Genomic DNA, 21175 nt, shown 5'->3' with positions numbered 1-21175 from the left:
AAACGTGGTCGCGCGGACCTTTCCTATGTCGATGCGAGCGCGAGCAGCGTCGCCATCATCGCGCAGCAGATGACGAGCACCGCGAGCGCGACGCCACCCGACATGCCTTCCTCGGCAGTGCGCGCGTTCATGCGCCGCGGATCTGCGTGCGCCGCGCCTTGAAGCGCTCGAGCGCGGTCTGCAACTCGCGACTGCGCTCGTACAGCGCCTTGAAGCGGCGGCGCGTCGACAACGCCGCATGGATCACGCGCGCCCTCGCGAGCATGTCGTCGCTGCGGCGGAGCATCGCGGGCTCGCACAGGTCGGCACAGGCGTGCTGCGCGAGTTTGCGCACGACGCCGGCCTGCAGGGCGTCCAGATGCAGCGGCTTGCGTTTCTTCATCGCGATCTCCGCGCGCGCCCGGCGCTCAGCCGCTGCGCGCATTCCAGCCGCGCGGCGGCAGGGCCGCCGCGCGGTCGAACCGGATCCGGCCTCCGCCGATTCCGGTTCCTGCGGTCGGTCGCCCGACCGTCGACGGCGCGTCCTGCGCCGTGCTGCCCCCGGGCGGGAGCAAGTGCATCCTTGCCGCGATCCATCGCTGTTCCTGGGGCGCACTGTGCGCCCCGGGATCGATCGCGTCGTCCCGCAAACGGCGCACTGCCGTGTGCGAAGCACGCGCCGCGAGCTGTCGGAGATTTCCTACATCGGCGGGCCGGACTTCATCAGCGACGATCCGCCCCGAGCTGCCCCGTTTGCATCGCACCGCCGGCCGCGTACCCTGTGTCGATGCGCCTGCTGCCCCTCCTCGCCCTGTTCACCCTGCCCGTGCATGCGGCCGACTACGTCGTGCTGGTCGGCCCCGGACAGACGTTCAACCCGGCCGAACTCACGATCGCCGCGGGTGATCGCGTCACGTTCCGCAACAGCGGCGGCACGCACAACGTGAAGGCGAACGACAACGCCTTCCGCTGCGCGAACGGTTGCGACGGCGACGGCCAGGGTGGCGACGGCGCCGCCGCCAACAACATCTGGCACTTCAGTCGCGTGTTCCCGACCGCCGCGACGATCGGCTACTACTGCGAGACGCACGGCACGCCGAGCAACGGCATGCGCGGCACGCTCATCGTGCTGCCGAGCACGCCGGTCGAGCTGCAGTCGTTCGACGTCGACTGAACCACGTCCCGACATGCCCGAACCACGCCCCGGCGTCCCCCGCGTGCTGCTGACCGGTTTTGAGCCGTTCGGCGGCGAGGTCGTCAACCCGTCGCAGGACATCGTGCGCGCACTCGACGGCGCGACGATCGCCGGGCACCGCGTCGTCGGCCATGTCCTGCCGGTGTCGTTCGCGGCGACCCTGCCGCTGCTCGACGATCTCGTCGAACGCCATCGCCCCGTGCTCGTGCTCGCACTCGGCCAGGCCGGCGGGCGCAGCGAGATCTCGCTCGAGCGCGTCGCGGTGAACCTCGTCGACGCGCGCATCGCCGACAACGACGGCCTGCAACCGATCGACGTGCCGGTCGTCGCCGACGCACCTCCGGCCTACTTCACGAGCCTGCCGTCGAAAGCGATCGTCGCGCAACTGCGCGAACGCGGCATCCCGGCCGGGCCGTCGCTGAGCGCGGGCTCGTTCGTCTGCAACCAGGCGTTCTTCGCGATCGCGCACCTGCTCGCGACGCGCCTGCCGCAGGCGCGCGGAGGCTTCGTGCACGTGCCATGGCTGCCGCAGCAGGCGGCGCATCGCCCGGGGCAGCCGAGCATGGCGCTCGCGACGATGATCGAAGGCGTGCGCGCCGCGATCGAATGCGCGATCGGCGTGCGCGAGGATCTCGGCACGAGCGGCGGCACGACGCACTGATCGGCGCGGCGCCGTCGAACGGCAGGCGCGCGCGATCCTGCTAGACTGCGCGCCCGTCGTTCCGGTTCGACCGCGATCGTGAGCCTTCCCGCCGCCGGCGCGGCTTCCCCCGCCAGCCCCCTGCCCGCGCGCGCCGCGCTGCTGATGATCGCGAGCGCAAGCAGCTTCGGCCTCATGGCGATCCTCATCCGCTACGCCTCGCACAGCCTGCACGCGTTCGAGATCGCATTCTTCCGCAGCTTCTTCGGCGCGCTCGCGACCGCGCCGCTGCTGCTGCGCCACGGCTGGAACGCACTGCACACCGATCGCCTCTGGTTCTACGTCGTGCGCTGCGCGATCGGCACGCTCGGCATGCTCGCCGGCTTCTGGGCGATCGCCCACCTGCCGCTCGCGCAGGCGATCGCACTGTCGTACTCGTCGCCGCTGTTCGTGACGATCGGCGCCGTATTGTTCCTCGGCGAGATCGTGCGCATGCGTCGCTGGAGCGCGGTCGTGGCCGGCTTCGTCGGCGTGCTCGTGATCGTGCGCCCGGGCACCGACGGCTTCAGCGCCGGCAGCCTCGTCGCGTTGCTCGCGGCGGCATCGACCGGAGCGGTCACGATCAGCATCAAGTTCCTTTCGCGCAGCGACCCTCCCGACACGATCGTGCTGCTCACGACCTGGCTGTGGGTACCGCTGTCGCTGCCGTTCGCACTCGCGGTCTGGCAGTCGCCGCCGGCCGCGTCGTGGCCGCTGCTCGTCGTCATCGGCATGCTCGGCACGCTCGGCCAGTACCTGTGGACGCATGCGCTGCGCCTCGCCGACGCATCGACGCTGGCGCCGCTGAGCTACCTGCAGCTGGTGATCGTCTCGGCGCTCGCATGGCTGCTGTTCGACGAACGCGTCGACGCGTGGACCGCCGTCGGCGCCGCGATCGTGATCGGCGCGAGCCTGTACATCGCACGCCGCGAAGCGCAGGTCGCGCGCCAGCGGCACGCGGAAGCGATCGCCGCGAAGACGGAGCCGCAGATATGAGCCGGTCCCCGCGTGAAACCGGCGCCGCGCCGGCTGCGGCCCGCCGCCTGACCACCAGCGACCTCGGCAGCGCGCTCGCGCTCGCGGTCAGCGTGTTCGCGCTCGCGCTCGGTGCCTACCAGACGCGTCTCATGCAGAGCCAGGCGCGCGCGAGCGTGTGGCCGTTCCTGTCGATCGGCTACACCTATTCGAGCAACGTCGACCGCGACGCGTTCATCTGGACCGTCAACAACAATGGCGTCGGCCCGGCCAAGGTCGAAACCGTGCGCGTCACCCTCGACGGCAAGCCGATGCACGACTGGGAACAGGTGCTCGTCGCACTCGGCGCGCCGAGCACTTCACCGAGCATGGCGACCTCGAGCATCGGTGGCGAAGTGATCCCGCCGAACACGAACCGCGAGACGACGGTCGCGCCGATCAAGCTCAACGAGCGCGACGTCGCCCGGCTGTTCAAGGCCGCCGAACACCGCCTGGGCATGGACATCTGCTACTGCTCGGTCTACGACGAGTGCTGGGTCGCGCATTGGCAGCACAGTCGCGTCGATGCGGTAGAGCGCTGCGAGGCGCTCGGCGGGGATGCGTTCTCGAACTAGGTGGGCGACGTCGTCGCGCGGCGAGGAAATCCTCACGCGCCATCGCGACGCACACCCGTCCCACCCCACGGCCTGGTCCCCGCACGAAACACCATTCCGTACACCGCATACGTCCACGCGATCGCCGCCGCCCACCCCGCAAGGATGTCCGACGGATAGTGCACACCGAGGTATACGCGCGAAGCTCCGACGAGCGCGACGAACACGATCGCCGCGCCGCACACCGGCCAGCGCAACCGCGTCCACCAGCACAGCAGCACGAGCACGCAGGCGAGCGTCATCGAACCCATCGCGTGGCCGCTCGGGAAGCTGTAGTTGCCCTCGGGTGCGATCGACTCCCACAGGCTCGGCCGGTCGCGCGCGAACAGCGGCTTCGCACCGAGGTTGAGCAGGGCCGAACCGATGATCGCGACGCCGGCGAACAGGCCCTCGCGCATGCGTCGGCGCCAGCCGAGCGTGACGACCAGCGCGGCGTCGAGCGGCACCACGCCCCACTGGTAGCCGAGCGCGGCGACGACGACGAAGAAGCGGTCGGGCCCCGCGCGCGCGAGCGCGTGCGCGGCTTCGAGCAGCGGTACGTCGAAGAAGAACCCTTCGCCCTCGCGCAGTTCGTGCGCGAGCATGCCGAACCCGGCGAGCGGGATCAGCACACCGAGGAACACGAGCAGGAGCAGCAGCCCGTGCCGACGCAGGAAGGCGACGCCGAAGCGCGCTTCCGCGCGTACGGTGTCGCCGGCTTCAGTCATGCATGCGCGACGCGTAGCGACGCGCGACGTAGTCCTCGACGATGCCGACGAATTCCTGCGCGATGTTGTCGCCGCGCAGGGTCATCGCCTTGCTGCCGTCGATGAACACCGGTGCCGCAGGCGCCTCGCCGGTGCCCGGCAGCGAGATGCCGATGTCGGCGTGCTTCGACTCGCCCGGCCCATTGACGACGCACCCCATGACCGCGAGCGTGAGATTCTCGACGCCGTCGTAGCGCAGGCGCCACTCGGGCATCTTCGCACGCACGTGGTCCTGCACGGTCTTGGCGAGCTCCTGGAACAGCGTACTCGTCGTGCGCCCGCAGCCGGGACACGCGGTGACCAGCGGCGTGAACGCGCGCAGGCCCATCGTCTGCAGCAGTTCCTGCGCGACGATCACTTCTCGCGTGCGCGCTTCGCCCGGCTCGGGCGTCAGCGAGATGCGGATCGTGTCGCCGATGCCTTCCTGCAGCAGTACCGCGAGTGCCGCGCTCGAGGCGACGATGCCCTTCGAACCCATGCCCGCCTCGGTGAGGCCGAGGTGCAGCGCGTAGTCGCAGCGCGCGGCGAGATCGCGATACACCGCGATCAGCTCCTGCACGCCCGACACCTTGCACGAGAGGATGATGCGTTCGCGCGCCAGGCCGAGCTCTTCGGCGCGCGCGGCGGAATCGAGAGCCGAACGGATCAGCGCTTCGCGGCCGACACGCGCGGCGTCCCACGGCTCGGCCCGCGCATGGTTCTCGTCCATCAGCGCGGCGACCATCGACTGGTCGAGCGAACCCCAGTTCGCGCCGATGCGCACGGGCTTGCCGTAGCGCAGCGCGGTCTCGATGATCGCGGCGAACTGCGTGTCCTTCTTCTTGCCGAAGCCGACGTTGCCGGGATTGATGCGGTACTTGGCGAGCGCCTCGGCGCACGCCGGTTCGCGTTCGAGCAACTGGTGGCCGTTGTAGTGGAAGTCGCCGATCAGCGGCACGCCGACGCCGGTCATGTCGAGCCGCTCGCGGATGCGCGGCACCGCAGCCGCGGCTTCCGGCGTGTTGACCGTGATGCGCACGAGCTCGGAACCCGCGCGCGCGAGTTCGGCGACCTGCTTGGTGGTCGCGGCGACGTCGGCGGTATCGGTGTTGGTCATCGACTGCACGACGACCGGCGCACGGCCGCCGACGACGACCGAGCGCACCGCGACGGGCACGCTCGCGCGTCGCGCGTGCGCGACGTCCGGGATGGCGCTGGAACTCATGGGGCGGTCTGACTCCAGGGCGGCACCCGCACCGCCGCGCCGCGGTCAGTGCTGGGTCAGCCCAAAATGCTGGTAGATACCGGTCGCTTCGAGCACGCGCAGGTTACCCAGTCGCGCGCTGCGTGCGGGCATCGGCGGTCCGATCAGGTCGGGCGGCGCGGTCAGTTCCAGCTCGCGCACGCTGCGGTCGATCTCGGTCGATGCCAGCAGCGCATCGTAGTCGATTCCGGGCTCCGGATTCAGCGTCCCCCCGTTGAGCGGGGCGAGCAGCACGCCGCGGACCGGCGGCCGGCGGGCATCGTCGAGCGTGCGCAGGCCGACCGGCAGTGCGCGCCGCGCGAGCAGTTCGACGCCGGCGTCGACGCGCCCCTCGTCGTCGATGCGGATCCAGCGGATGACGCCGACCATCCAGTCGCTGCGGTCGCTGTCCGGCCCGGCGGGCAACGACAGCCCGACCAGCTCGGCGACGCGCGCGCGCACGCTCTCGCCGCCGCTGCCGCGCTCCCACAGCAGGCGATAGCCGCCGAGGCCCTGGTCGATCACGCGCGCGGGGAATCGCATGGCGCGCGTGCTGCCACCCGAGCGCTTCGCCCAGGACGCGCCGTAGTCGAGGTCGGCGAGGCTGATCACCTGGCCGCGCACGTGCTGCATGAAGGTTTCGAAATCCTCGCCGCCGGCGAGCGTCGCGTGCAGGTCCTGCAGGCCGATCACGGTGTCGAGCACGTGCCCGCCGCCGACGCGCGCGTGGTTGCGCTCGCCGTGCGCGCTCCACCCGGCGAGGAAACGGCGCGCGAGCGCCGCTTCGATCGCGTGGGTCGGGCCGCCACGGCCGCGGATCGTCACGCTGCGTGCGCCTTCGACCGTCGCGAGCTGCTCCTCGACGACGCCGAGCAGCGAGGCGAGGTGCAGCGATATCTCGTCCGGCGCCGCTTCCGCGCTCTCCTCCGGCAGGTAGCCGGGGCCGCGGTCGACGTCGGTGCGCACGACGACGTCGCCGCTTCCGCCGCGCTCGCGCAGCTGTGCGAGCGGCGCGAGCACGCGCGCGAGCGCGACCAGTTCACCCTGCTCGCGCTGCGTGTAGCGGTACGGGTTGGCGAGCGCGACGAGCAGCGCCTGCACGTAGACGGTGCGCGCGTCGACGCTGCCGTGCGCGTCCTCGATCGCGCGGTCGGCGAGGCGCAGCGAAGCGAGGAATCGATGCACGTCGTGCAGCGCCTGCCACGCACCCGCGGGCGGCGTGCGATACAGCAGGCACGCCTTGTTGAGCCATTCGCCACCGTGCTGCAGCGCGCGCGTCGCGGCGAGCACGACCTGCTTGCCGCGCAGGAACGGCACCGCGCCTGCGGGCGTGCACAGCTCGCCGAGCGCGAGGCGGTAACCGAGTGCGAGTTCAGCCTGGAAGCCGAGCGCGAGCGCGCCGAGTTCGCGCTTCTGCGCGGGCAACGGGAAGCTCGATCCGACGATCTGCTTGTCGGCCGCGGCAGCGAGCTGCATCACCGCGCCGCGCAACGTCTCCAATGCCTCGAGCCGGCGCACGCCGTCGCTGCGCGTGCGATTGAACGCCTGCAGGCCGTCGAGCATGCGCCGCGCGGCGATCTGGAAGTTCGCCATCGGCAATGCGTCGATCCACGCGTGCAGCGCACGCGCGTCGTGCGCGAATGCGCCGCCGGCGGGCGACGGCAGCGGAGCGACGAGGCGGCGATAGGCGACGTTCATGCGCGAGCTCCTTGTACTGCGCCCTGAACCGGAAGTGCAAGGAGCGCGCCACCCGAACCGCCTGGCCACGGCAGCGGCTACACTCGGCCGCATGACCGCGATCGCCCATGCCCCCGTGGCGACGACCCGCCCTTCGGCGCTGCGCCTGCTCGCCGAACAGTCGTTCAGCCGCGCCGCCGGCGCACCACTGCTCGCCGGCAACGAGGTCGAGTTGCTCATCGACGCGCGTGCCGCCTACGACGCCTGGCTCGCCGCGATCCGCGGCGCAACCGGCACGATCCTGTTCGAGAATTACATTTTCCGCGACGACGCCCTCGGCCGCGAGTTCGTCGACGCGCTCGCCGAACGCGCCGCCGCGGGCGTGCGCGTATGCGTCGTGCGCGACTGGCTCGGCTGCCTCGGCCAGTCGGGCGCGCGCTTCTGGGCACCGCTGCTCGCCGCCGGCGGCGAGGTGCGCGCCTACAACCGGCCGCGCCTCGCGAGCCCATTCGGCTGGCTTTCGCGCGACCACCGCAAGCTGCTCGTGGTCGACCATGCGATCGGCTTCGTCGGCGGCATCTGCGTCAGCGGCACCTGGCTCGGCGACCCCGCGCGCGGCATCGAGCCGTGGCGCGACACTGCGGTCGCGGTGCGCGGGCCGGCAGTCGTCGAGTTCGTGCACGCGTTCGCCGACGTCTGGAGCCAGCTCGGCGAGCCGCTGCCGGTGGACGCCGCGACGCTCGCCCTGCCCTGCGGCCACGTCGACCTGCGCGTCGTCGCGACCGTGCCGAACACCGCCGGCCTGTACCGGCTCGACCAGCTCATCGCCGGCATGGCGCGCCGCAACCTCTGGCTCACCGACGCTTATTTCGTCGGCGTCGCGCCGTACGTGCAGGCGCTGATCGCCGCCGCGCGCGACGGCGTCGACGTGCGCCTGCTCGTTCCCGGCAGCAACGACATACCCGCGGTCGGCTCGCTGTCGCGCGCAGGCTATCGGCCGCTGCTCGAGGCGGGCATCCGCGTGTTCGAGTGGAACGGCTCGATGCTGCACGCGAAGACCGCGGTCGCCGACGGCCGCTGGGCGCGCGTCGGTTCGAGCAACCTCAACCTCGCGAGCTGGATCGGCAACTGCGAGATCGACGTCGCGATCGAGGACGACGCGTTCGCGCGCCGCATGGAAGAGCAGTACGAGCAGGATCTCGCGCGCGCGACCGAAATCGTGCTGAAGATGCCGAAGCGGCGGCGCGTGGCGGAAGGAGGCGCGCCGCGCGCCGCGCGCGCTCAGGGCGGCAGTTCCGGTCGCGCCGCGGCCGGCGCGCTGCGCCTCGCCAACTCGATCGGCGCCGCGATCACCAACCGGCGCGTGCTCGGCCCGGCCGAATGCACGCCGCTGCTCGTCGCCGGCATCGTGCTGCTCGCCGCCGCCGTGCTCGCGTTGCTCTGGCCGCGCCTCGTCGCGTGGCCGCTCGCGCTGCTCGCGGTCTGGATCGGCGTCGCGCTCGTCGCGCGCTACGTCGACCTGCGGCGCAAGGCGCCTCCGGCGGGTGAGGAAGTGCCGCGCCCGCCGGGCTGAACGGGCCGCATCCACGCTCGCGCTTTGCGGTACCCTGTGCGGCCGTACGCGCAGCATCGCCATGTCCGATCCGCTCGCCCCTTCCCGCGCCGCACGCGAGGTGTACACGCCGTCCGCGCTGACGCGCCTCGTTCGCGACCTGCTCGAGGACGCGCTGCCGCTGATCTGGCTCGAGGGCGAAATCTCGAACTTCTCGCGCCCGGCCTCCGGGCACCTGTACTTCACGCTCAAGGACGGCGGCGCGCAGGTGCGCTGCGCGATGTTCAGGCCGCGCAGCACCTGGCTGCGCTTCAAGCCGGCCGACGGCATGCACGTGCTCGCGCGCGTGCGGGTGAGCCTGTACGAAGCGCGCGGCGAGTTCCAGCTCATCGTCGATTCGCTCGAGGAGTCCGGCGAAGGCGCACTGCAGCGCGCGTTCGAGCAGCTCAAGGCGAAGCTCGCGGCCGAGGGTTTGTTCGAGGCCGCGCTCAAGCGCGCGCTGCCGCCGCTGCCGCGCCGCATCGGCGTGCTCACCTCGGCGAGCGGTGCCGCGGTGCGCGACGTGCTCAGCGTGATCGCGCGCCGCTTCCCGCTCGCCATGGTCGAGGTGCTGCCGGTACCGGTGCAGGGCCGCGAGGCGCCGGCGGCGATCGTCGCGATGCTGCACGCCGCGTCGCGCGCGCGACGGCACGACGTGCTGTTGCTCACCCGCGGCGGCGGTTCGCTCGAGGACCTGTGGGCATTCAATGACGAGGGCGTCGCCCGCGCGATCCGCGCGAGCGCGATCCCGGTGGTCAGCGCGATCGGCCACGAGATCGACTTCACCATCGCCGACTTCGCCGCGGACCTGCGCGCACCGACGCCGTCGGCGGCGGCGGAGCTGCTCGTGCCGGACGTGCGCGACCTGTCGCGCGCGCTCGAGCGGCAGCACCAGCGCGCCCTGCAGCTGCTGCGGCGTGCGCTGGAATCGCGCACGCAGCGCATCGACCACCTGCTCGCCCGCCTCAATGCGCAGCGCCCGCAGGCGCGCCTCGCGCGCGCGGACGAGCGCCTGCACGCGCTGCGCCGGCGCCTGCTCGAACGCGTCCACGGTGCGCTCGAACGCCGCGACGCGCGTGCGCGCCAGCTGCGCCTGCGCCTGTTCGCCCGGCATCCCGCCGCACTGCTCGCGCGACGCGACGAGCTCGCGCGCGCGCTGATCGACCGCCTGCGCCTGGCGACGCGGCACGGCGTCGAGCGACGCCGCGCGCGGCTCGGCGAACTCGCGCGCACCCTGCATGCGGTCAGCCCGCTGGCGACGCTCGAGCGCGGCTACGCGATCCTGCTCGATGCCGATGGCGGCGAAGTCGTGCGCTCCGTGACGCAGGCTCCGCCCGGCCGTGCGCTGCGTGCGCGGCTCGCCGACGGCGAAATCGCCGTCGCGGTCAAGGACCGCTGACCACCGCCGCTGCGGCGTCCGTCGTGCCACCCAGTTGCGCGATGCGCGCACGGATCGTCGCGAGCTGCGGCGGTTCGCCGACCCAGATCGCGGCGAGGCGGCGTTCCGCCGCGCGGTAGTCGGCGAGCGCTGCATCGCGCTCGCCCGCGCGTGCTTCGATGCCGGCGATTTCCGCGAGCACGTTCGCATCGTCGAGCGCCGGTGTCGGCGCCGCGCGCGCCGCGTCGAGCAACGGCGCGAGTTGTGCGCGCGCGGCGTCGAGTTGCTCCGCCGCGGCGAGACGACGCGCCTCGAGCAGCTGCCAGCGGCGCCGCGGACGGCCATCGGCGCTGCCGATGTCGACGTCGAGTGCGCGCAGCGCCGGCGCCGCCTCCGCGGCACCGACCGCGACGAGCGCTTCGGCGAGATTGAGGCGCACGACCACGCACGGCGGCGTGGTCGGATCTTCGCCGCAGAGCAGCTTCGTCGCATCCGCGTATGCCTCGCGCGCCGCCTGCGCGCGGCCGCGCGCGAACTCCGCGCTGCCGAGCATGTTGTGCACGGCGGCGATGTTCGCGCTCTTCATGTCGATGCGCGTGAGCAGTTCGCGCAGGCCGCTCGCCGCATCGTCGAAACGGCCGATCGTCGCCTGCGTGCTGGCCAGCTCCCACGCGATGCCGTCGACGAGATCGCGGTCCGTCGACATCTCGGCGCGCGCACGAGAGAGCGCGTCGCGCAGCAGCGGCTCGGCTTCGGCACCGCGGCCATTCGCGGCCAGCGCCCCCGCGTACTGCTGTTCCGCGTAGAGGTACGCGCCCGGTGGCGCCGCGTCGCCGAGCTTGCCGACGATGCGCCAGCCTTCGGCCGCGGGCGCGAGCGCGTCGGCGGGGCGACCGATCGCGCGCAGCAGCGACGCCTGGTTGCCGAGCGCACCCGAGGTTTCGATCGATGCATCGCCCGAGGCTGCCTTGTACAGCTGCACCGCTTCGTTCGACAGCGGCGGGATCGACGCGTAGTCGCCCGTGTTGAACGCATCGTCGACCTTGAATTCGAGCGCCTGCGCGAGCGGCAGGCGGCCGGCATCGCCGGACGCGCGCAGGCCCGCGATCGCCGCGTCGAGGTCGGCGAGCGCGCCGCGATCGCCGTCGACGACGAGGCGGTAGTGCGCGAGGCGCGCACGCGCGGCATCGGTCTGCAGCGCCGCCGCCGCGCCGGCGAGTTCGCCGGCGCGGACCGCCTCGCGCAAGGTGCCTTCCGCCGACGCGCGGTCGCCGAGTGAAACGTAGACGGCGCCGATCTCGCCGAGCAGGCGCGCGGCGATCGCCGGATCGTGCGCGCTGTCCGCCGCGATGCGTTTGCGCGCATGCGCGAGCAGGTCGGTCGCACGCGTGTCGCCGCCCTTCGAGCGCCAGGGGTCGGCGCCGAGGAACACGTCCTCCAGCAGCCCGAGCGCGTTCTCGGTCGAACGCTCGGCGCGGCGCAACTCGCGGGCTTCGCGCAAGGCGAGGCCGAGGCCCACGCCGAGTGCGAGCACGACCGCCGCAGCCGCGCCCGCGGCGGCGCGATGCCGGCGCAGGAACATGCGCGCGCGGTAGGCGAGCGTGTCGTCGGTCGCGCTGACCGGCTCGTTGCGCAACCAGCGGCGCAGGTCGTCGGCGAGCGCGGCCACGCTCGCGTAGCGTCGCGCGACGTCGTGGTGCATCGCGCGCCGCACGATGCGCGCGATGTCGCCGCGCAGGGATCGCTGCAGCGCGGCGGCGGTGGTGCCGCGCGCAGCGGCGCGCTCTGCGAGCAGGCCGTCGTCGTCGGCATCGAAGCGCGCGGTGTTGCCGCCTTCGCCGCTGCGCTGCGCGCGCAGTCCCGCGAGCAGTTCGTGCAACAGCAGGCCGAGCTGGTAGACGTCGGTCTGGGTCGTGATCGGGCCGTCCGAGAACTGCTCGGGCGCGGCGTATTCGGGCGTCATCGCGAGACGCGTCGCGCGCGTCGCGTCGGTGGCGCCGTCGAGCAGCTTGGCGATGCCGAAGTCGAGCAGCTTGACCTCGCCGCCGGCGGTGACGAGCACGTTCGGCGGCTTGAGGTCGCGATGCACGACGAGGTTGCGATGCGCGTACGCGACCGCCTCGCAGGCGCCGAGGAACAGCTCGACGCGCCGCGCGAGGCCGAGCCTGCGCGCGTCGCACCACGCGGTGAGCGGGTCACCGTCGACGAGCTCGAGCGCGAACCACGGCCGGCCGTCGCCGGTGAGGCCGCCGTCGAGGAGGCGCGCGATATTCGGATGCGCGAGCCCGGCGAGGATCTGCCGCTCGCGCATGAAGCGCGCGAGCACGTCCTCCGAATCCATGCCGCGCTTGACCACCTTGAGCGCTACCGGCTGGCGCGTCACGCCGGCGACCGGCGTCGCGCGGTACACCGTGCCCATGCCGCCGCTGCCGATACGGCGGTCGACGCGGAACGGCCCGACCGTCGAGCCGAGCAGCGGATCGACCGGCTCGTCGGCGCCCTCGCCGATGCGTTCGAACGCGTGCTGCGGTGCGCCGTCGAGTTGCAGCAAGGCCCAGGCTTCATCGCGCAAGGCGTCGTCGCCCGCGGTCTCGTGCGCGAGCCACGCGGCGCGCTCGGCGGGCGCGCGCTCGAGTCCCGCGCGCGCGAGCACGAGCGCGCGGCGCAACCGTTCGATGCGGTCGTTGTCTGCGTCCATCGAGACTCCCCGTCGACGCGCATCCTAATGCGGCATGCCGCAAGTATCACGCGATTCCGGTGCTTCGCCCGCCGGAATCGCCGCGCGGCCCGCACGACGCGCGCGCGTCGACGGCGCGAGCGGGCGTCAGCCGTGGGCGTCCTCGAAGCCGTCGGCGAAGATCGGATCGTTGTCGGTCTCGCCGATGCAATTGCCGAGTTCGGACGTGTTGCCGGCGGGATCGGTAACGGTCGCGCTGATCACGCCGAGCGGCAGGCCGCCCCACGAGAACGGCACGCTCGCGGTGAACGGCACGCTGCCGAGCGCACCGGTCGTCACGGCGGTGCGCATCAGCGGGACCTGCGCGAGCCCGCGCCCCGCGGCGGCGGAACTGCACACCGTGGCATAGTAGAGATCGAGGCGATAGGTCGTGTTCGGCGCGCTCGTCAGCGTTCCGCCGACGACTTCGATGCCCTTGACGAGGTCGCGCGTCGCGCTCGCGAGGACCGGGTAGTTCTGCAACGCGTTCGGACCCGCGGCGGGATTGGTCGCCTGGTTCGCGCTCGGGCCGACCGAAGCGAGGTCGATGTCGAGTCCGCTGCTGCCCTGGAACGCGTTGTCGAGCACGCTGTTGCCGGTGCCGCCCGACGGCGAGATCCACACCCCCGCGCCCGCGCTCGCGACGACGAGGTTGCCGCCCCAGGTCGCGTTGAGCGGCGCACCGATCGTGTTGTCCTTCGCCGCGAAGCTGACCAGCACGCCGGCGCTGCCGTTGCCCGCGGGCGAACCGTCGTAGGCCATGCCGATCGTGTTGTACTGGATGCGGTTGCCGCTCGAGCCGCTGCCGGACAGGATCACGCCGCTCGAGAGGTTGTTGCCGATGTAGTTGTACTGGACTACGTTGTTCTTCGAGTTGAACGCGTACACGCCGTTCGCATTGGGGCCGCCGACGAGGCCGTCGGCCTGGAAGCCGATCACGTTGTTGGCGACCACCGAACCGCCGGCCGCGTTGTCGAGATAGATGCCCGAACTGCTGCTGCCGGCGACGAGGTTGACCGCAGCCTCGTCGTCGTAGCCGCCGATGAACGCGCCGCCGGAATTGCCGGTCACGCGGATCGCGCTAGCGTTCGCGGGCGTGAACGCGACAGCGCCGAACTGGTTGCCCGCGATCGAATGCGCATGGCCGCCTTCGAGCTTGATCGCCGCGTCGTTGAAGCCCGCGAAGCCGAGCCCGCGCACGACCAGGCGCGCGCTCGCGGGCGCGCTCGACGGCACGTGCAGCGCCCACGGCGTGTTCGCGTTGCCGGCGCCGTTGACGTAGAAGCAGAGGTTCGCGTCGAACGCGCCGTAGTGCGTGTTCGGCGCCCAGCCGGCCTGGGTGGTGCCGTCGATCGTCACGTCGCCGGTGACGTCGAGCATCGGCGCGGCGAGCGACAGCAGGCGCGGGCAGCTGCCGGCGACGTTGAAGCGGATCGTGTACGGGCCGGCCGCGGCGTTGGCGGCCTTGATCGCCGCGCGCAGCGAGCCCGGCGTCGGCGAACCGTTGTTGCCGTTGTCCGAGGTCCTCGTCACGATCGCCGTCGTCGAGTCGTCGATCGACGACTCGTAGGCGCCGAGGTCGATGCGGCTGCCGACGACGCGCGCGCCGCCGGCGAGGTCGCGCGCCGGGAAGCCGGAAAGCTGCAGGAACGCGCCCTTGTTGATCGCCGGCGAATTGCTCGCCAGATGCAGGTTGCCGTTGGCGAGGTCGACGAAGTGCGGATCCGAATGCAGGTCGGTCGGGCTCTGCGGGAAGTTCGCGTTCGCCGTCGCGTACAGGTTGTAGCTCGCGGTCAGCGGATAGACGTAGTCGGTGCCGCCGGTGAACTGGATGTCGAGCGACGGGTTGTTCCAGAGGATGTTGTCGGTCACTTCGCTGAGGCGGCCGCTGTCGCCGGTGATGAGCGTGCCGATGCGCATGCCGGGGCCGCCGGTGGTGCCGACGATCGTGTTGTTGGTCGCGGTGACCGCGGCGTCGAGGTCGGCGTCGAGCGTCACCGTGAATGCGCCCTTGTCGACCCCCTGCGCTTCCTGCGCGAGCGTGCTGTCCCAGATCAGGTTGTTGACGAAGCGTAGCTGCGCACCGGACATGCGCACGATGTTCTGCCCGCTGTTGTGCGTGAAGCGGCACTGGCGCACCTCGAACACCTGCGCGTCCGAACCGCTGCCTTCGGCGTCGATGAGCAGCACTTCGCTCTCCGCGTACGGCACGTTGCCGGCGCCCTTGAAGCGCGTGAACGTGATGCCTTCGATCAACGCGCTGCTGTCGCCGCGCATGAGGAAGCCGATGCCCGAATGCGCCGCGTCGAGGCCGTCGAGCACGGTGTTGGCGGGATTGGGCGTGCGGCTGCCGCAGCCGTCCGCGTAGCCGCCGAGCAGCTTGAGGTTGACCTCGCCTCCGCCGATCTCGCCGTACATCTGCGCGAGCGTGGCGCCGACCGGGTAGGTGCCCTGCACCACCTTGATCGTATAGGTCGACCCGTCCGGCTGCAGGTCGAACGCGGTCAGCGCGTTCTTCAGCGCGACCGCGCTCGATACGCAGACGGTCGTCGCGTGCACGGGCGCGCAGAAGGCGAGCAGGACGAACAGCAGCAGGCCGGACAGGCCGGTGGAACGGGGGTACGACACGACGCGATCTCCGCAAGGGTCCTGACGATCCTTACGAAAGCGCGGGCGCGCCACTGACAGCGCCCGGTGGCGCCGTCAGTCCGTGCCGGTGATGAAGCGCAGCAGGAACATGCGCGCGGTGCGCCAGTCGCGGAACACCGTGCGTTCGCTGACGCCGCGCAGCTCGGCGATCTCGCCGAAACCGAGACCGCCGAACAGGTGCATCTGGGCGAGTTCCGCCAGCGCCGGATCGGTCGCTGCGAGTTCAGTCATCACGCGGTCGAGCGCGAGCACGTCGAACGGCTCGTCGGCGGCGACGTCGGACGCCGCGCCGAGCGTGAGCGCCTCGCCGCCTTCGCCACGCTTGCCCGCGCCACGCACGCGTGCGCGGTCGATCAGCAGCTGGCGCATCGCGCGCGCCGCGAGGTTGAAGAAGTGTCGGCGGCTCTCGACCGACAGCGTGCGGCCGGAAAGGCGCAGCCAGGTCTCGTTGACGAGCTCGGTCGTGCACAGGGTCTGGCGCGGACCGACGCGCAGCAGCACGTGCGCCTGCGAGCGGAAATCGTCGTAGAGCAGCGCGAACAGGCGGTCGGTCGCGTCCGCGCGCCCGTTGCGCACGCCGTCGAGCAGCGCCTCGATCTCCGCCGTGTCCCCTGCCCCGTTCGCCATGGCGCGAGTCTAGCAGGCCGCGAGGATCGTCCACGCCGGAACACGGGGCGCGCCATCGGCGCGCAGGCGTGCACGGCGATGCTGCCGGCGTTCAGCGCGTTTGCTTAGAGTAGGCGCTCGCGCCCGTCGCACCCGGAGAATCCCATGCTGCGCAACCGCTATCCCTGCTACCTCGCGAGCGAAGCCGTGCAGCCGAACGAGGCGCTCGAGGTGCGCGACAAGTATTCGGGCGAGGTCGCCACGCGCGTCGCCCTCGCCGACGCAGGCATGATCGAACACGCGATCGCCGCGGCAGCGTCGGCAGAACCCGCGATGCGCGCGTTCCCGCCCTACGCGCGCCAGGCCGTGCTCGAGCAGTGCGTCGCGCGCTTCCGCGAGCGCCAGGACGAACTCGCGCTCGCGCTGTGCATCGAGGCGGGCAAGCCGATCAAGGATGCCGAAGGCGAAGTCACGCGCCTCGTCGACACGTTCCGCGTCGCCGCCGAAGAAGCCGTGCGCATCGACGGCGAGGTACTGAATCTGGAAATCTCCAGGCGCGCCGACGGCTATCGCGGCTTCGTCCAGCGCGTGCCGATCGGCGCCTGCTCGTTCATCACGCCGTTCAACTTCCCGCTCAACCTCGTTGCGCACAAGGTCGCGCCGGCGATCGCCGCGGGCTGCCCGTTCGTACTCAAGCCATCGGAGAAGACGCCGATCGGCGCGCTCATCATCGGCGAGGTGCTCGCCGCGACGGACCTCCCCAAGGGCGCGTTCTCGGTGTTGCCGTGCCGCATCGAGGACGCCGGGCCATTCGTCTCCGACGAACGCCTCAAGCTGCTCTCGTTCACCGGCGGCCAGGTCGGCTGGGACCTCAAGGCCAAGGCGGGCCGCAAGAAGGTCGTGCTCGAGCTCGGCGGCAACGCCGCCTGCATCGTCGATGCGGACCAGGGCGGCGCGCGCATCGACCGCGTGGTCGAACGCCTGGTCTTCGGCAGCTACTACCAGTCGGGCCAGAGCTGCATCAAGGTTCAGCGCGTCTACGCGCATCGATCCGTCTACGCGGAACTGCGCCTTCGCTTCGTCGCCGCGACGAAGGCGCTCAAGGCGGGCGATCCACGCGAGCGCGACACGTTCCTCGGTCCGCTCATCGACGAAGCCTCGGCCGAGCGCCTCGCGACGTGGATCGCCGAAGCCGAACGCGCCGGCGCGAAACGTCTCTGCGGCGGCGGGCGCGAGCGCAACCGGCTCGAAGCAACCGTGCTCGAGGACGTGCCGCGCGACGCGAAGATCCATCGGCTCGAGGCATTCGGCCCGGTCACCCTGCTCTGCGCATTCGACGACTTCGACGACGCGCTCGCGCGCGTGAACGATTCCGACTACGGCCTGCAGGCCGGCGTATTCACCGATTCGCTCGCGCACGCGACGCGCGCGTGGGACCGGCTCGAGGTCGGCGGCGTGGTCGTCAACGACGTGCCGAGCTTCCGCGTCGACAACATGCCGTACGGCGGCGTGAAGCGCTCCGGCCTCGGCCGCGAAGGCATCCGCTACGCGATCGAGGACATGACCGAGCGCCGCCTCATGGTGCTGCGCGGCTGAACCTCAGCCGAGCGCGACGACGTAGCGGAACACGCCCATCGCGAGCACCGACAACGCCATCAGCCCGGCGGTGGCGCGCACGCTGAGCGCGACGCGGCGCCCGAGCATGCCGATGCGCTGGCGACGCTCGGGCGTGTCCTCGCCCGGCTGCTGCAGGCGCGCGAGTTCGAGCCCGGCCGGTCGACCGACCGCGAAGCCGACCACCATCGCGAGCACGGCCGCCATCGCGCCCGTGCGCAGCACCCAGCCGCCAAGCGTGACGTCGTGCGCGTGCAACCCGAAGAACAGATAGGCACCCGACAGCACGGTGAGCAGCGCCGAAATGCCCGACAACGGGCCGATGCGGCGCATGAGCGCGCCGAACCAGGCGCCGCCGCCGGCATCGCGCGCAGCCGGCAGGATCGCCGCCGCGAGCAGGAACATCGCCCCCGCCCAGGTCACGCCGGCGATGACATGGATCGCCCGCGCCAGCACAATGAAAGCGATATCGAACACGTCCGTACTCCCGATCGCCAATCGAATATACACACTGTATATCCAATTCGATGACTGTCAAGCGACCCCGTGCCTATTCCAGTGCCGTGCGCGATGCCGCCGCGGACGAAACGCGTGCGCGCATCCTCGCCGCCGCGCGCGACGTGCTCGCGGGCGGGCCGGAGCAGCCCGCGTTCTCCCTCGACGGCGTCGCGCGCGTCGCCGGCGTGACGCGCCTGACCGTCTACAACCGGTTCGCGTCCAAGCGCGGCCTGCTCGAAGCGCTGTTCGACGACATGGCGCGCGTGGGCGGCTTGTTCGACCTGCCGCAGGTGATCGGCCAGGCCGACCCCGAAGCGGCGCTGCGCGATTTCGTCGGCGTGTTCTGCCGCTTCTGGGCCACGCATCGCAGCGCGATGCCGCGCTTCCACGCGGTCATCCGCCTCGACGACGACCTCGCCGCGAGCCTCGCCGAGCGCACCGAACGCCGCCGGCACGCGCTCGGCGCACTCGTGCGCCGCCTGTTCCCGCGCCGCGAGAAGGCCGACGCCGACCTCGTCGACGTGCTGTTCGCGCTGACCAGCTTCGAGTTCTACGCGATGCTGTGCCTGCGCGGCCGCGGCGCGAAGGCGATCGAGGCGCTCGTGCAGCGCCTCGTCGCCGAAGCGGTCGACGACTACCGCTGAGCCGCGAGCGAGGGGGCGGCGAAGCGGCGCTGCATCGCCGCGATGCCCTGCCCGATCATCGCGTCGACGGCCGGCGCGGCGTCGTTCGGCAGTACGTCGGCGATCCATACCGCGCGCGTGCGCGCCCCGTCGGCGAACAGCTGCAGCGATGCGCTGTGGTGCTCGCGGTGCGCGGAGCCCACCACGCTCCAGGCGATGCGCCGGCGCGCGTCGTCGACGTCGACGATGCGTTCGCGCGCGACGAAGCCGCCGGTGAACGTGACCCGCCGCGCGCCGTCCTCGAGCACGGTGTCGACGACGAAGCCCGGGACGAGCCGCGTGTGCAGCGCGCCGACGTCGCGCGCGGCGTCCCAGACCTCCTCCGGCGCCGCGTCGAGCAGGAACTCGCGCACGATCGTCGCCATGCTCAGCGCGCCTCCATGCAGACCGCCTCGACGTTGTTGCCGTCCGGATCGAGCAGGAACGCCGCGTAGTAGTCGGGCGCGTAGTCCGCCCGCAGCCCCGGCGCGCCGTTGTCGCGCCCGCCGTGGGCGAGGCCCTGCGCGTGGAAGCGGTCGACCGCGGCGCGGTTCGCCGCGCGGAACGCGACGTGCGTACCGCCGGTCGCACCTTGCGCGTGCTCGTAAAGCCACAGCCCCGGCGCGTCGGGCGGCCCGAAGCCGCTGCCCGAGGCGTCGGCGACGTGGCCGAGCGGCGCGAGTACTGCGCGATAGAAATGCGCGCTGGCGCCGAGGTCCTTCACCTTGAGGCCGAGATGATCGTACATGCTGCTCTCCCGTCGTTGGAAGAGACCAGCCTAGGCGTCTGCGGCGGACGGTTCTTGGAGAATCTTGCGGTCGCCGCGCGCGGTACGCCTGAACGCGCGCGGCGACATGCCGGCGGCCCGCCCGAACGTGCGCACGAAGTTCGACACGTCGCCGAAACCGACCTCGTAGGCGACGTCGGTGACCGGCCGCGCGTCATCGGCGAGCAGGCGCGCGGCGCGGCGCAGGCGCGCGCGCACGAGGTACTGGTGCGGCGTGACACCGAGCACGCGGCCGAACGTGCGCAGGAAGTGGAACGGACTGAGGCCGGCTTCGGCCGCGGCGGCGTCGAGGTCGATCGGCTCGGCGGCGTTCGCGTCGATCCACAGCGCGGTCTCGACCACGCGGCGACGATCGCTCGCGCTCGCCGCATCGCGCGGGCGCGCGCGGCCCGCGTGCAGGTCGAGCAGGCGCTGTGCGAGCAGCAGGCCGATTTCGTCGAGACCGACGTCGCTGCCGCCGCCGGCGGCCGCCTGCGCGAGTTCGCCGAGCACGACGAGTTCGGGCAGTGGCGGCATCGCTCCCGCTCGCCAGGTCGTGCCGCGAACGTCGAGGCGATCGATCAGCGCGGGCTCGAAGTGGAACGACAGGCATTCGTCGCCGCCCGCGTGATGGTCGTGCGTGCAGAGGTACTCGTCGCCGGGGTGGCCGATCAGGAAGGCACCGGCCACGAGTTCGTGCCGCTCGCCGCGCGCGCGGCAGCCGAAACTTCCACGCCGCACGTACGAGATCGAATGCTCGCGGAAACACTCGACGAACGGGCGATCGGACGGCCCGGCCTCGCAACGATAGTCGCGCACCGCGAGCAACGGTCGTTCGAGGAGCGTCGAAACCTGCATCGAAACGAGGCTAGCGGGGTACCGCGGCGGCCGCAACCGCCGCGATTGCGCGCATGATGCCCGTGGCGCGCCCGCCGGGCGCGCCGACCGCGCGCCGCGCCGACCTCACGCTAGAGCGCTTCGATCCGCGTCGCCGGATGCAGCTCCCAGCGCGTGCCGCGCGGGTCCTCCGAGGCGTCGTCCGGCTCGTAGTAGAGCCAGCCCGTGACCGCGACGTGCTTGCCGCGCAGCGCCTTCAGCTTCGCCGACGCGAGCGACGGATCGTGCGCGCGCGACGCCTTGGTCACCTCGACGATCATCCAGCGTGCGGTGTTCGTCTCGCCGCCCGTGGGCGCGATCGCCAGGTGGGTGTCGCCGTCGGCTTCGTCCTCGACCTGCACGAGCGTACCCTGGATGCGCGCGCCCTTGTCGTGCGACCACGCATCGGCGCCGGAGCGGTCGAGGATCGCCTCGAGCGTCGCGTTCGCATCGATCTGCGCCGCCGTCGGTGCGACACCGCGAGCCTTGAGCATCTTCTCGGCGCGGCCCTCGCCCTTGTCTTCGGTCGCGGATGCGACCCCCTGTACCAGCGCGAGCCCCGCGCCCGCGCATGCCAGCCACCTGAGGAAGGCGTTCATCGCTACTCTCCTCCGACTCGCAAACCGGCGACGTGCGATGTGGCGCCCGCCACATGCCGGCCGGTATGCGCACGATAGCGCAAATCCGCGGGCG

20 protein-coding genes are annotated in these 21175 nt (G+C 71.7%); 8 read left to right on the top strand and 12 right to left on the bottom strand.

The genetic code is table 11. From position 1 onward, the window contains the following. Positions 1 to 127: 127 nt before the first annotated feature. Complete coding sequence (locus tag FHW12_RS16435; RefSeq protein WP_182532120.1) at positions 128 to 382, bottom strand: hypothetical protein; 255 nt, start codon at positions 380 to 382, stop codon at positions 128 to 130. Between the two features lie 384 nt (positions 383 to 766). Between FHW12_RS16435 and FHW12_RS16430 the strand changes: the two genes are divergently transcribed. The 4 genes from FHW12_RS16430 to FHW12_RS16415 all read left to right on the top strand — a co-directional run bounded on the left by FHW12_RS16430 (position 767) and on the right by FHW12_RS16415 (position 3442). Next, positions 767 to 1153 carry a plastocyanin/azurin family copper-binding protein gene (locus FHW12_RS16430; RefSeq protein ID WP_182532119.1) on the top strand — a complete coding sequence of 129 codons (387 nt, stop codon included), beginning with the start codon at positions 767 to 769 and terminating at the stop codon, positions 1151 to 1153. Positions 1154 to 1166: 13 nt separating this feature from the next. Beyond that, complete coding sequence (gene pcp, locus FHW12_RS16425) at positions 1167 to 1835, top strand: pyroglutamyl-peptidase I (RefSeq protein WP_182532118.1); 669 nt, start codon at positions 1167 to 1169, stop codon at positions 1833 to 1835. A gap of 144 nt (positions 1836 to 1979) precedes the next feature. After that, a complete protein-coding gene (locus FHW12_RS16420; protein ID WP_182532152.1) occupies positions 1980 to 2849 on the top strand; it encodes a DMT family transporter in 870 nt (289 codons plus the stop codon). Beyond that, positions 2846 to 3442 carry a hypothetical protein gene (locus FHW12_RS16415; RefSeq protein ID WP_182532117.1) on the top strand — a complete coding sequence of 199 codons (597 nt, stop codon included), beginning with the start codon at positions 2846 to 2848 and terminating at the stop codon, positions 3440 to 3442. Before FHW12_RS16420 ends, FHW12_RS16415 begins: the two co-directional genes overlap by 4 nt. Positions 3443 to 3474: 32 nt before the next feature. Here FHW12_RS16415 and FHW12_RS16410 read toward each other — a convergent pair whose 3' ends face one another. Genes FHW12_RS16410 through FHW12_RS16400 form a run of 3 tightly spaced genes read right to left on the bottom strand, consistent with a single transcriptional unit; the run spans position 3475 to position 7147 of the window. Beyond that, the gene (locus FHW12_RS16410) at positions 3475 to 4188 is read right to left on the bottom strand and encodes a phosphatase PAP2 family protein (RefSeq protein ID WP_182532116.1); all 714 of its coding nucleotides are present in this window, start codon (positions 4186 to 4188) and stop codon (positions 3475 to 3477) included. Beyond that, positions 4181 to 5431 (bottom strand): flavodoxin-dependent (E)-4-hydroxy-3-methylbut-2-enyl-diphosphate synthase, encoded by a 1251-nt coding sequence (ispG, locus tag FHW12_RS16405; RefSeq protein ID WP_182532115.1) that lies wholly within the window; start codon positions 5429 to 5431, stop codon positions 4181 to 4183. The genes FHW12_RS16410 and ispG overlap by 8 nt, the downstream gene beginning before the upstream one ends. Before the next feature lie 45 nt (positions 5432 to 5476). Continuing rightward, complete coding sequence (locus FHW12_RS16400; RefSeq protein ID WP_182532114.1) at positions 5477 to 7147, bottom strand: hypothetical protein; 1671 nt, start codon at positions 7145 to 7147, stop codon at positions 5477 to 5479. A 91-nt stretch (positions 7148 to 7238) separates the two neighbouring features. On the opposite strand from FHW12_RS16400, the gene FHW12_RS16395 reads away from it, so the two are divergent. Together FHW12_RS16395 and xseA are read left to right on the top strand one after the other, a co-directional pair. Next, positions 7239 to 8699 carry a phospholipase D-like domain-containing protein gene (locus tag FHW12_RS16395; RefSeq protein WP_182532113.1) on the top strand — a complete coding sequence of 487 codons (1461 nt, stop codon included), beginning with the start codon at positions 7239 to 7241 and terminating at the stop codon, positions 8697 to 8699. Positions 8700 to 8760: 61 nt separating this feature from the next. Beyond that, a complete protein-coding gene (gene xseA / locus FHW12_RS16390; RefSeq protein WP_182532112.1) occupies positions 8761 to 10116 on the top strand; it encodes an exodeoxyribonuclease VII large subunit in 1356 nt (451 codons plus the stop codon). On the opposite strand, the gene FHW12_RS16385 is transcribed toward xseA, so the two are convergent. The 3 genes from FHW12_RS16385 to FHW12_RS16375 form a co-directional block, all read right to left on the bottom strand. Further along, complete coding sequence (locus FHW12_RS16385; protein ID WP_182532111.1) at positions 10103 to 12793, bottom strand: serine/threonine-protein kinase; 2691 nt, start codon at positions 12791 to 12793, stop codon at positions 10103 to 10105. The genes xseA and FHW12_RS16385 overlap by 14 nt on opposite strands. 126 nt (positions 12794 to 12919) lie before the next feature. After that, positions 12920 to 15439, bottom strand: coding sequence for a choice-of-anchor Q domain-containing protein (locus FHW12_RS21645; RefSeq protein ID WP_182532110.1), 2520 nt, complete (start codon positions 15437 to 15439; stop codon positions 12920 to 12922). A gap of 75 nt (positions 15440 to 15514) precedes the next feature. After that, positions 15515 to 16087, bottom strand: coding sequence for an ECF-type sigma factor (locus FHW12_RS16375; RefSeq protein WP_182532109.1), 573 nt, complete (start codon positions 16085 to 16087; stop codon positions 15515 to 15517). 144 nt (positions 16088 to 16231) lie between these two features. Between FHW12_RS16375 and FHW12_RS16370 the strand changes: the two genes are divergently transcribed. Further along, positions 16232 to 17662 (top strand): aldehyde dehydrogenase family protein, encoded by a 1431-nt coding sequence (locus FHW12_RS16370; RefSeq protein WP_182532108.1) that lies wholly within the window; start codon positions 16232 to 16234, stop codon positions 17660 to 17662. Between the two features lie 3 nt (positions 17663 to 17665). Here FHW12_RS16370 and FHW12_RS16365 read toward each other — a convergent pair whose 3' ends face one another. Further along, positions 17666 to 18157, bottom strand: a complete 492-nt coding sequence (locus FHW12_RS16365) for a hypothetical protein (RefSeq protein WP_182532107.1) — start codon at positions 18155 to 18157, stop codon at positions 17666 to 17668. Positions 18158 to 18207: 50 nt separating this feature from the next. On the opposite strand from FHW12_RS16365, the gene FHW12_RS16360 reads away from it, so the two are divergent. Then, a complete protein-coding gene (locus FHW12_RS16360) occupies positions 18208 to 18822 on the top strand; it encodes a TetR/AcrR family transcriptional regulator (protein WP_182532106.1) in 615 nt (204 codons plus the stop codon). Here the strand turns inward: FHW12_RS16360 and FHW12_RS16355 are convergent. From FHW12_RS16355 to FHW12_RS16340, 4 genes are all read right to left on the bottom strand, one after another. Next, the gene (locus tag FHW12_RS16355; RefSeq protein WP_182532105.1) at positions 18813 to 19226 is read right to left on the bottom strand and encodes an SRPBCC family protein; all 414 of its coding nucleotides are present in this window, start codon (positions 19224 to 19226) and stop codon (positions 18813 to 18815) included. The genes FHW12_RS16360 and FHW12_RS16355 overlap by 10 nt on opposite strands. Before the next feature lie 2 nt (positions 19227 to 19228). Next, a complete protein-coding gene (locus FHW12_RS16350) occupies positions 19229 to 19588 on the bottom strand; it encodes a VOC family protein (protein WP_182532104.1) in 360 nt (119 codons plus the stop codon). A 30-nt stretch (positions 19589 to 19618) separates the two neighbouring features. Beyond that, positions 19619 to 20464 carry a helix-turn-helix domain-containing protein gene (locus FHW12_RS16345; protein ID WP_182532103.1) on the bottom strand — a complete coding sequence of 282 codons (846 nt, stop codon included), beginning with the start codon at positions 20462 to 20464 and terminating at the stop codon, positions 19619 to 19621. Positions 20465 to 20574: 110 nt separating this feature from the next. Further along, entirely contained in the window at positions 20575 to 21081 is a 507-nt protein-coding gene (locus tag FHW12_RS16340; protein ID WP_182532102.1) for a hypothetical protein, read from the bottom strand. Positions 21082 to 21175 lie beyond the last annotated feature (94 nt).

The sequence above is a fragment of the Dokdonella fugitiva genome (assembly GCF_014138265.1).
In the GTDB taxonomy this organism is placed as follows: Bacteria; Pseudomonadota; Gammaproteobacteria; order Xanthomonadales; family Rhodanobacteraceae; genus Dokdonella_A; species Dokdonella_A fugitiva_A.
This window is presented reverse-complemented; position numbering and strand designations above follow the sequence as displayed.

Coding starts and splice junctions, on each gene's coding strand:
- FHW12_RS16350 (WP_182532104.1), bottom strand. CDS start 19,588: ATGTACGATCATCTCGGCCTCAAGGTGAAGGACCTCGGCGCCAGCGCG.
- FHW12_RS16395 (WP_182532113.1), top strand. CDS start 7,239: ATGACCGCGATCGCCCATGCCCCCGTGGCGACGACCCGCCCTTCGGCG.
- FHW12_RS16340 (WP_182532102.1), bottom strand. CDS start 21,081: ATGAACGCCTTCCTCAGGTGGCTGGCATGCGCGGGCGCGGGGCTCGCG.
- FHW12_RS16415 (WP_182532117.1), top strand. CDS start 2,846: ATGAGCCGGTCCCCGCGTGAAACCGGCGCCGCGCCGGCTGCGGCCCGC.
- FHW12_RS16420 (WP_182532152.1), top strand. CDS start 1,980: ATGATCGCGAGCGCAAGCAGCTTCGGCCTCATGGCGATCCTCATCCGC.
- FHW12_RS16355 (WP_182532105.1), bottom strand. CDS start 19,226: ATGGCGACGATCGTGCGCGAGTTCCTGCTCGACGCGGCGCCGGAGGAG.
- FHW12_RS16435 (WP_182532120.1), bottom strand. CDS start 382: ATGAAGAAACGCAAGCCGCTGCATCTGGACGCCCTGCAGGCCGGCGTC.
- FHW12_RS16345 (WP_182532103.1), bottom strand. CDS start 20,464: ATGCAGGTTTCGACGCTCCTCGAACGACCGTTGCTCGCGGTGCGCGAC.
- xseA (WP_182532112.1), top strand. CDS start 8,761: ATGTCCGATCCGCTCGCCCCTTCCCGCGCCGCACGCGAGGTGTACACG.
- FHW12_RS16400 (WP_182532114.1), bottom strand. CDS start 7,147: ATGAACGTCGCCTATCGCCGCCTCGTCGCTCCGCTGCCGTCGCCCGCC.
- ispG (WP_182532115.1), bottom strand. CDS start 5,431: ATGAGTTCCAGCGCCATCCCGGACGTCGCGCACGCGCGACGCGCGAGC.
- FHW12_RS16410 (WP_182532116.1), bottom strand. CDS start 4,188: ATGACTGAAGCCGGCGACACCGTACGCGCGGAAGCGCGCTTCGGCGTC.
- pcp (WP_182532118.1), top strand. CDS start 1,167: ATGCCCGAACCACGCCCCGGCGTCCCCCGCGTGCTGCTGACCGGTTTT.
- FHW12_RS16375 (WP_182532109.1), bottom strand. CDS start 16,087: ATGGCGAACGGGGCAGGGGACACGGCGGAGATCGAGGCGCTGCTCGAC.
- FHW12_RS16430 (WP_182532119.1), top strand. CDS start 767: ATGCGCCTGCTGCCCCTCCTCGCCCTGTTCACCCTGCCCGTGCATGCG.
- FHW12_RS16385 (WP_182532111.1), bottom strand. CDS start 12,793: ATGGACGCAGACAACGACCGCATCGAACGGTTGCGCCGCGCGCTCGTG.
- FHW12_RS16360 (WP_182532106.1), top strand. CDS start 18,208: ATGACTGTCAAGCGACCCCGTGCCTATTCCAGTGCCGTGCGCGATGCC.
- FHW12_RS16370 (WP_182532108.1), top strand. CDS start 16,232: ATGCTGCGCAACCGCTATCCCTGCTACCTCGCGAGCGAAGCCGTGCAG.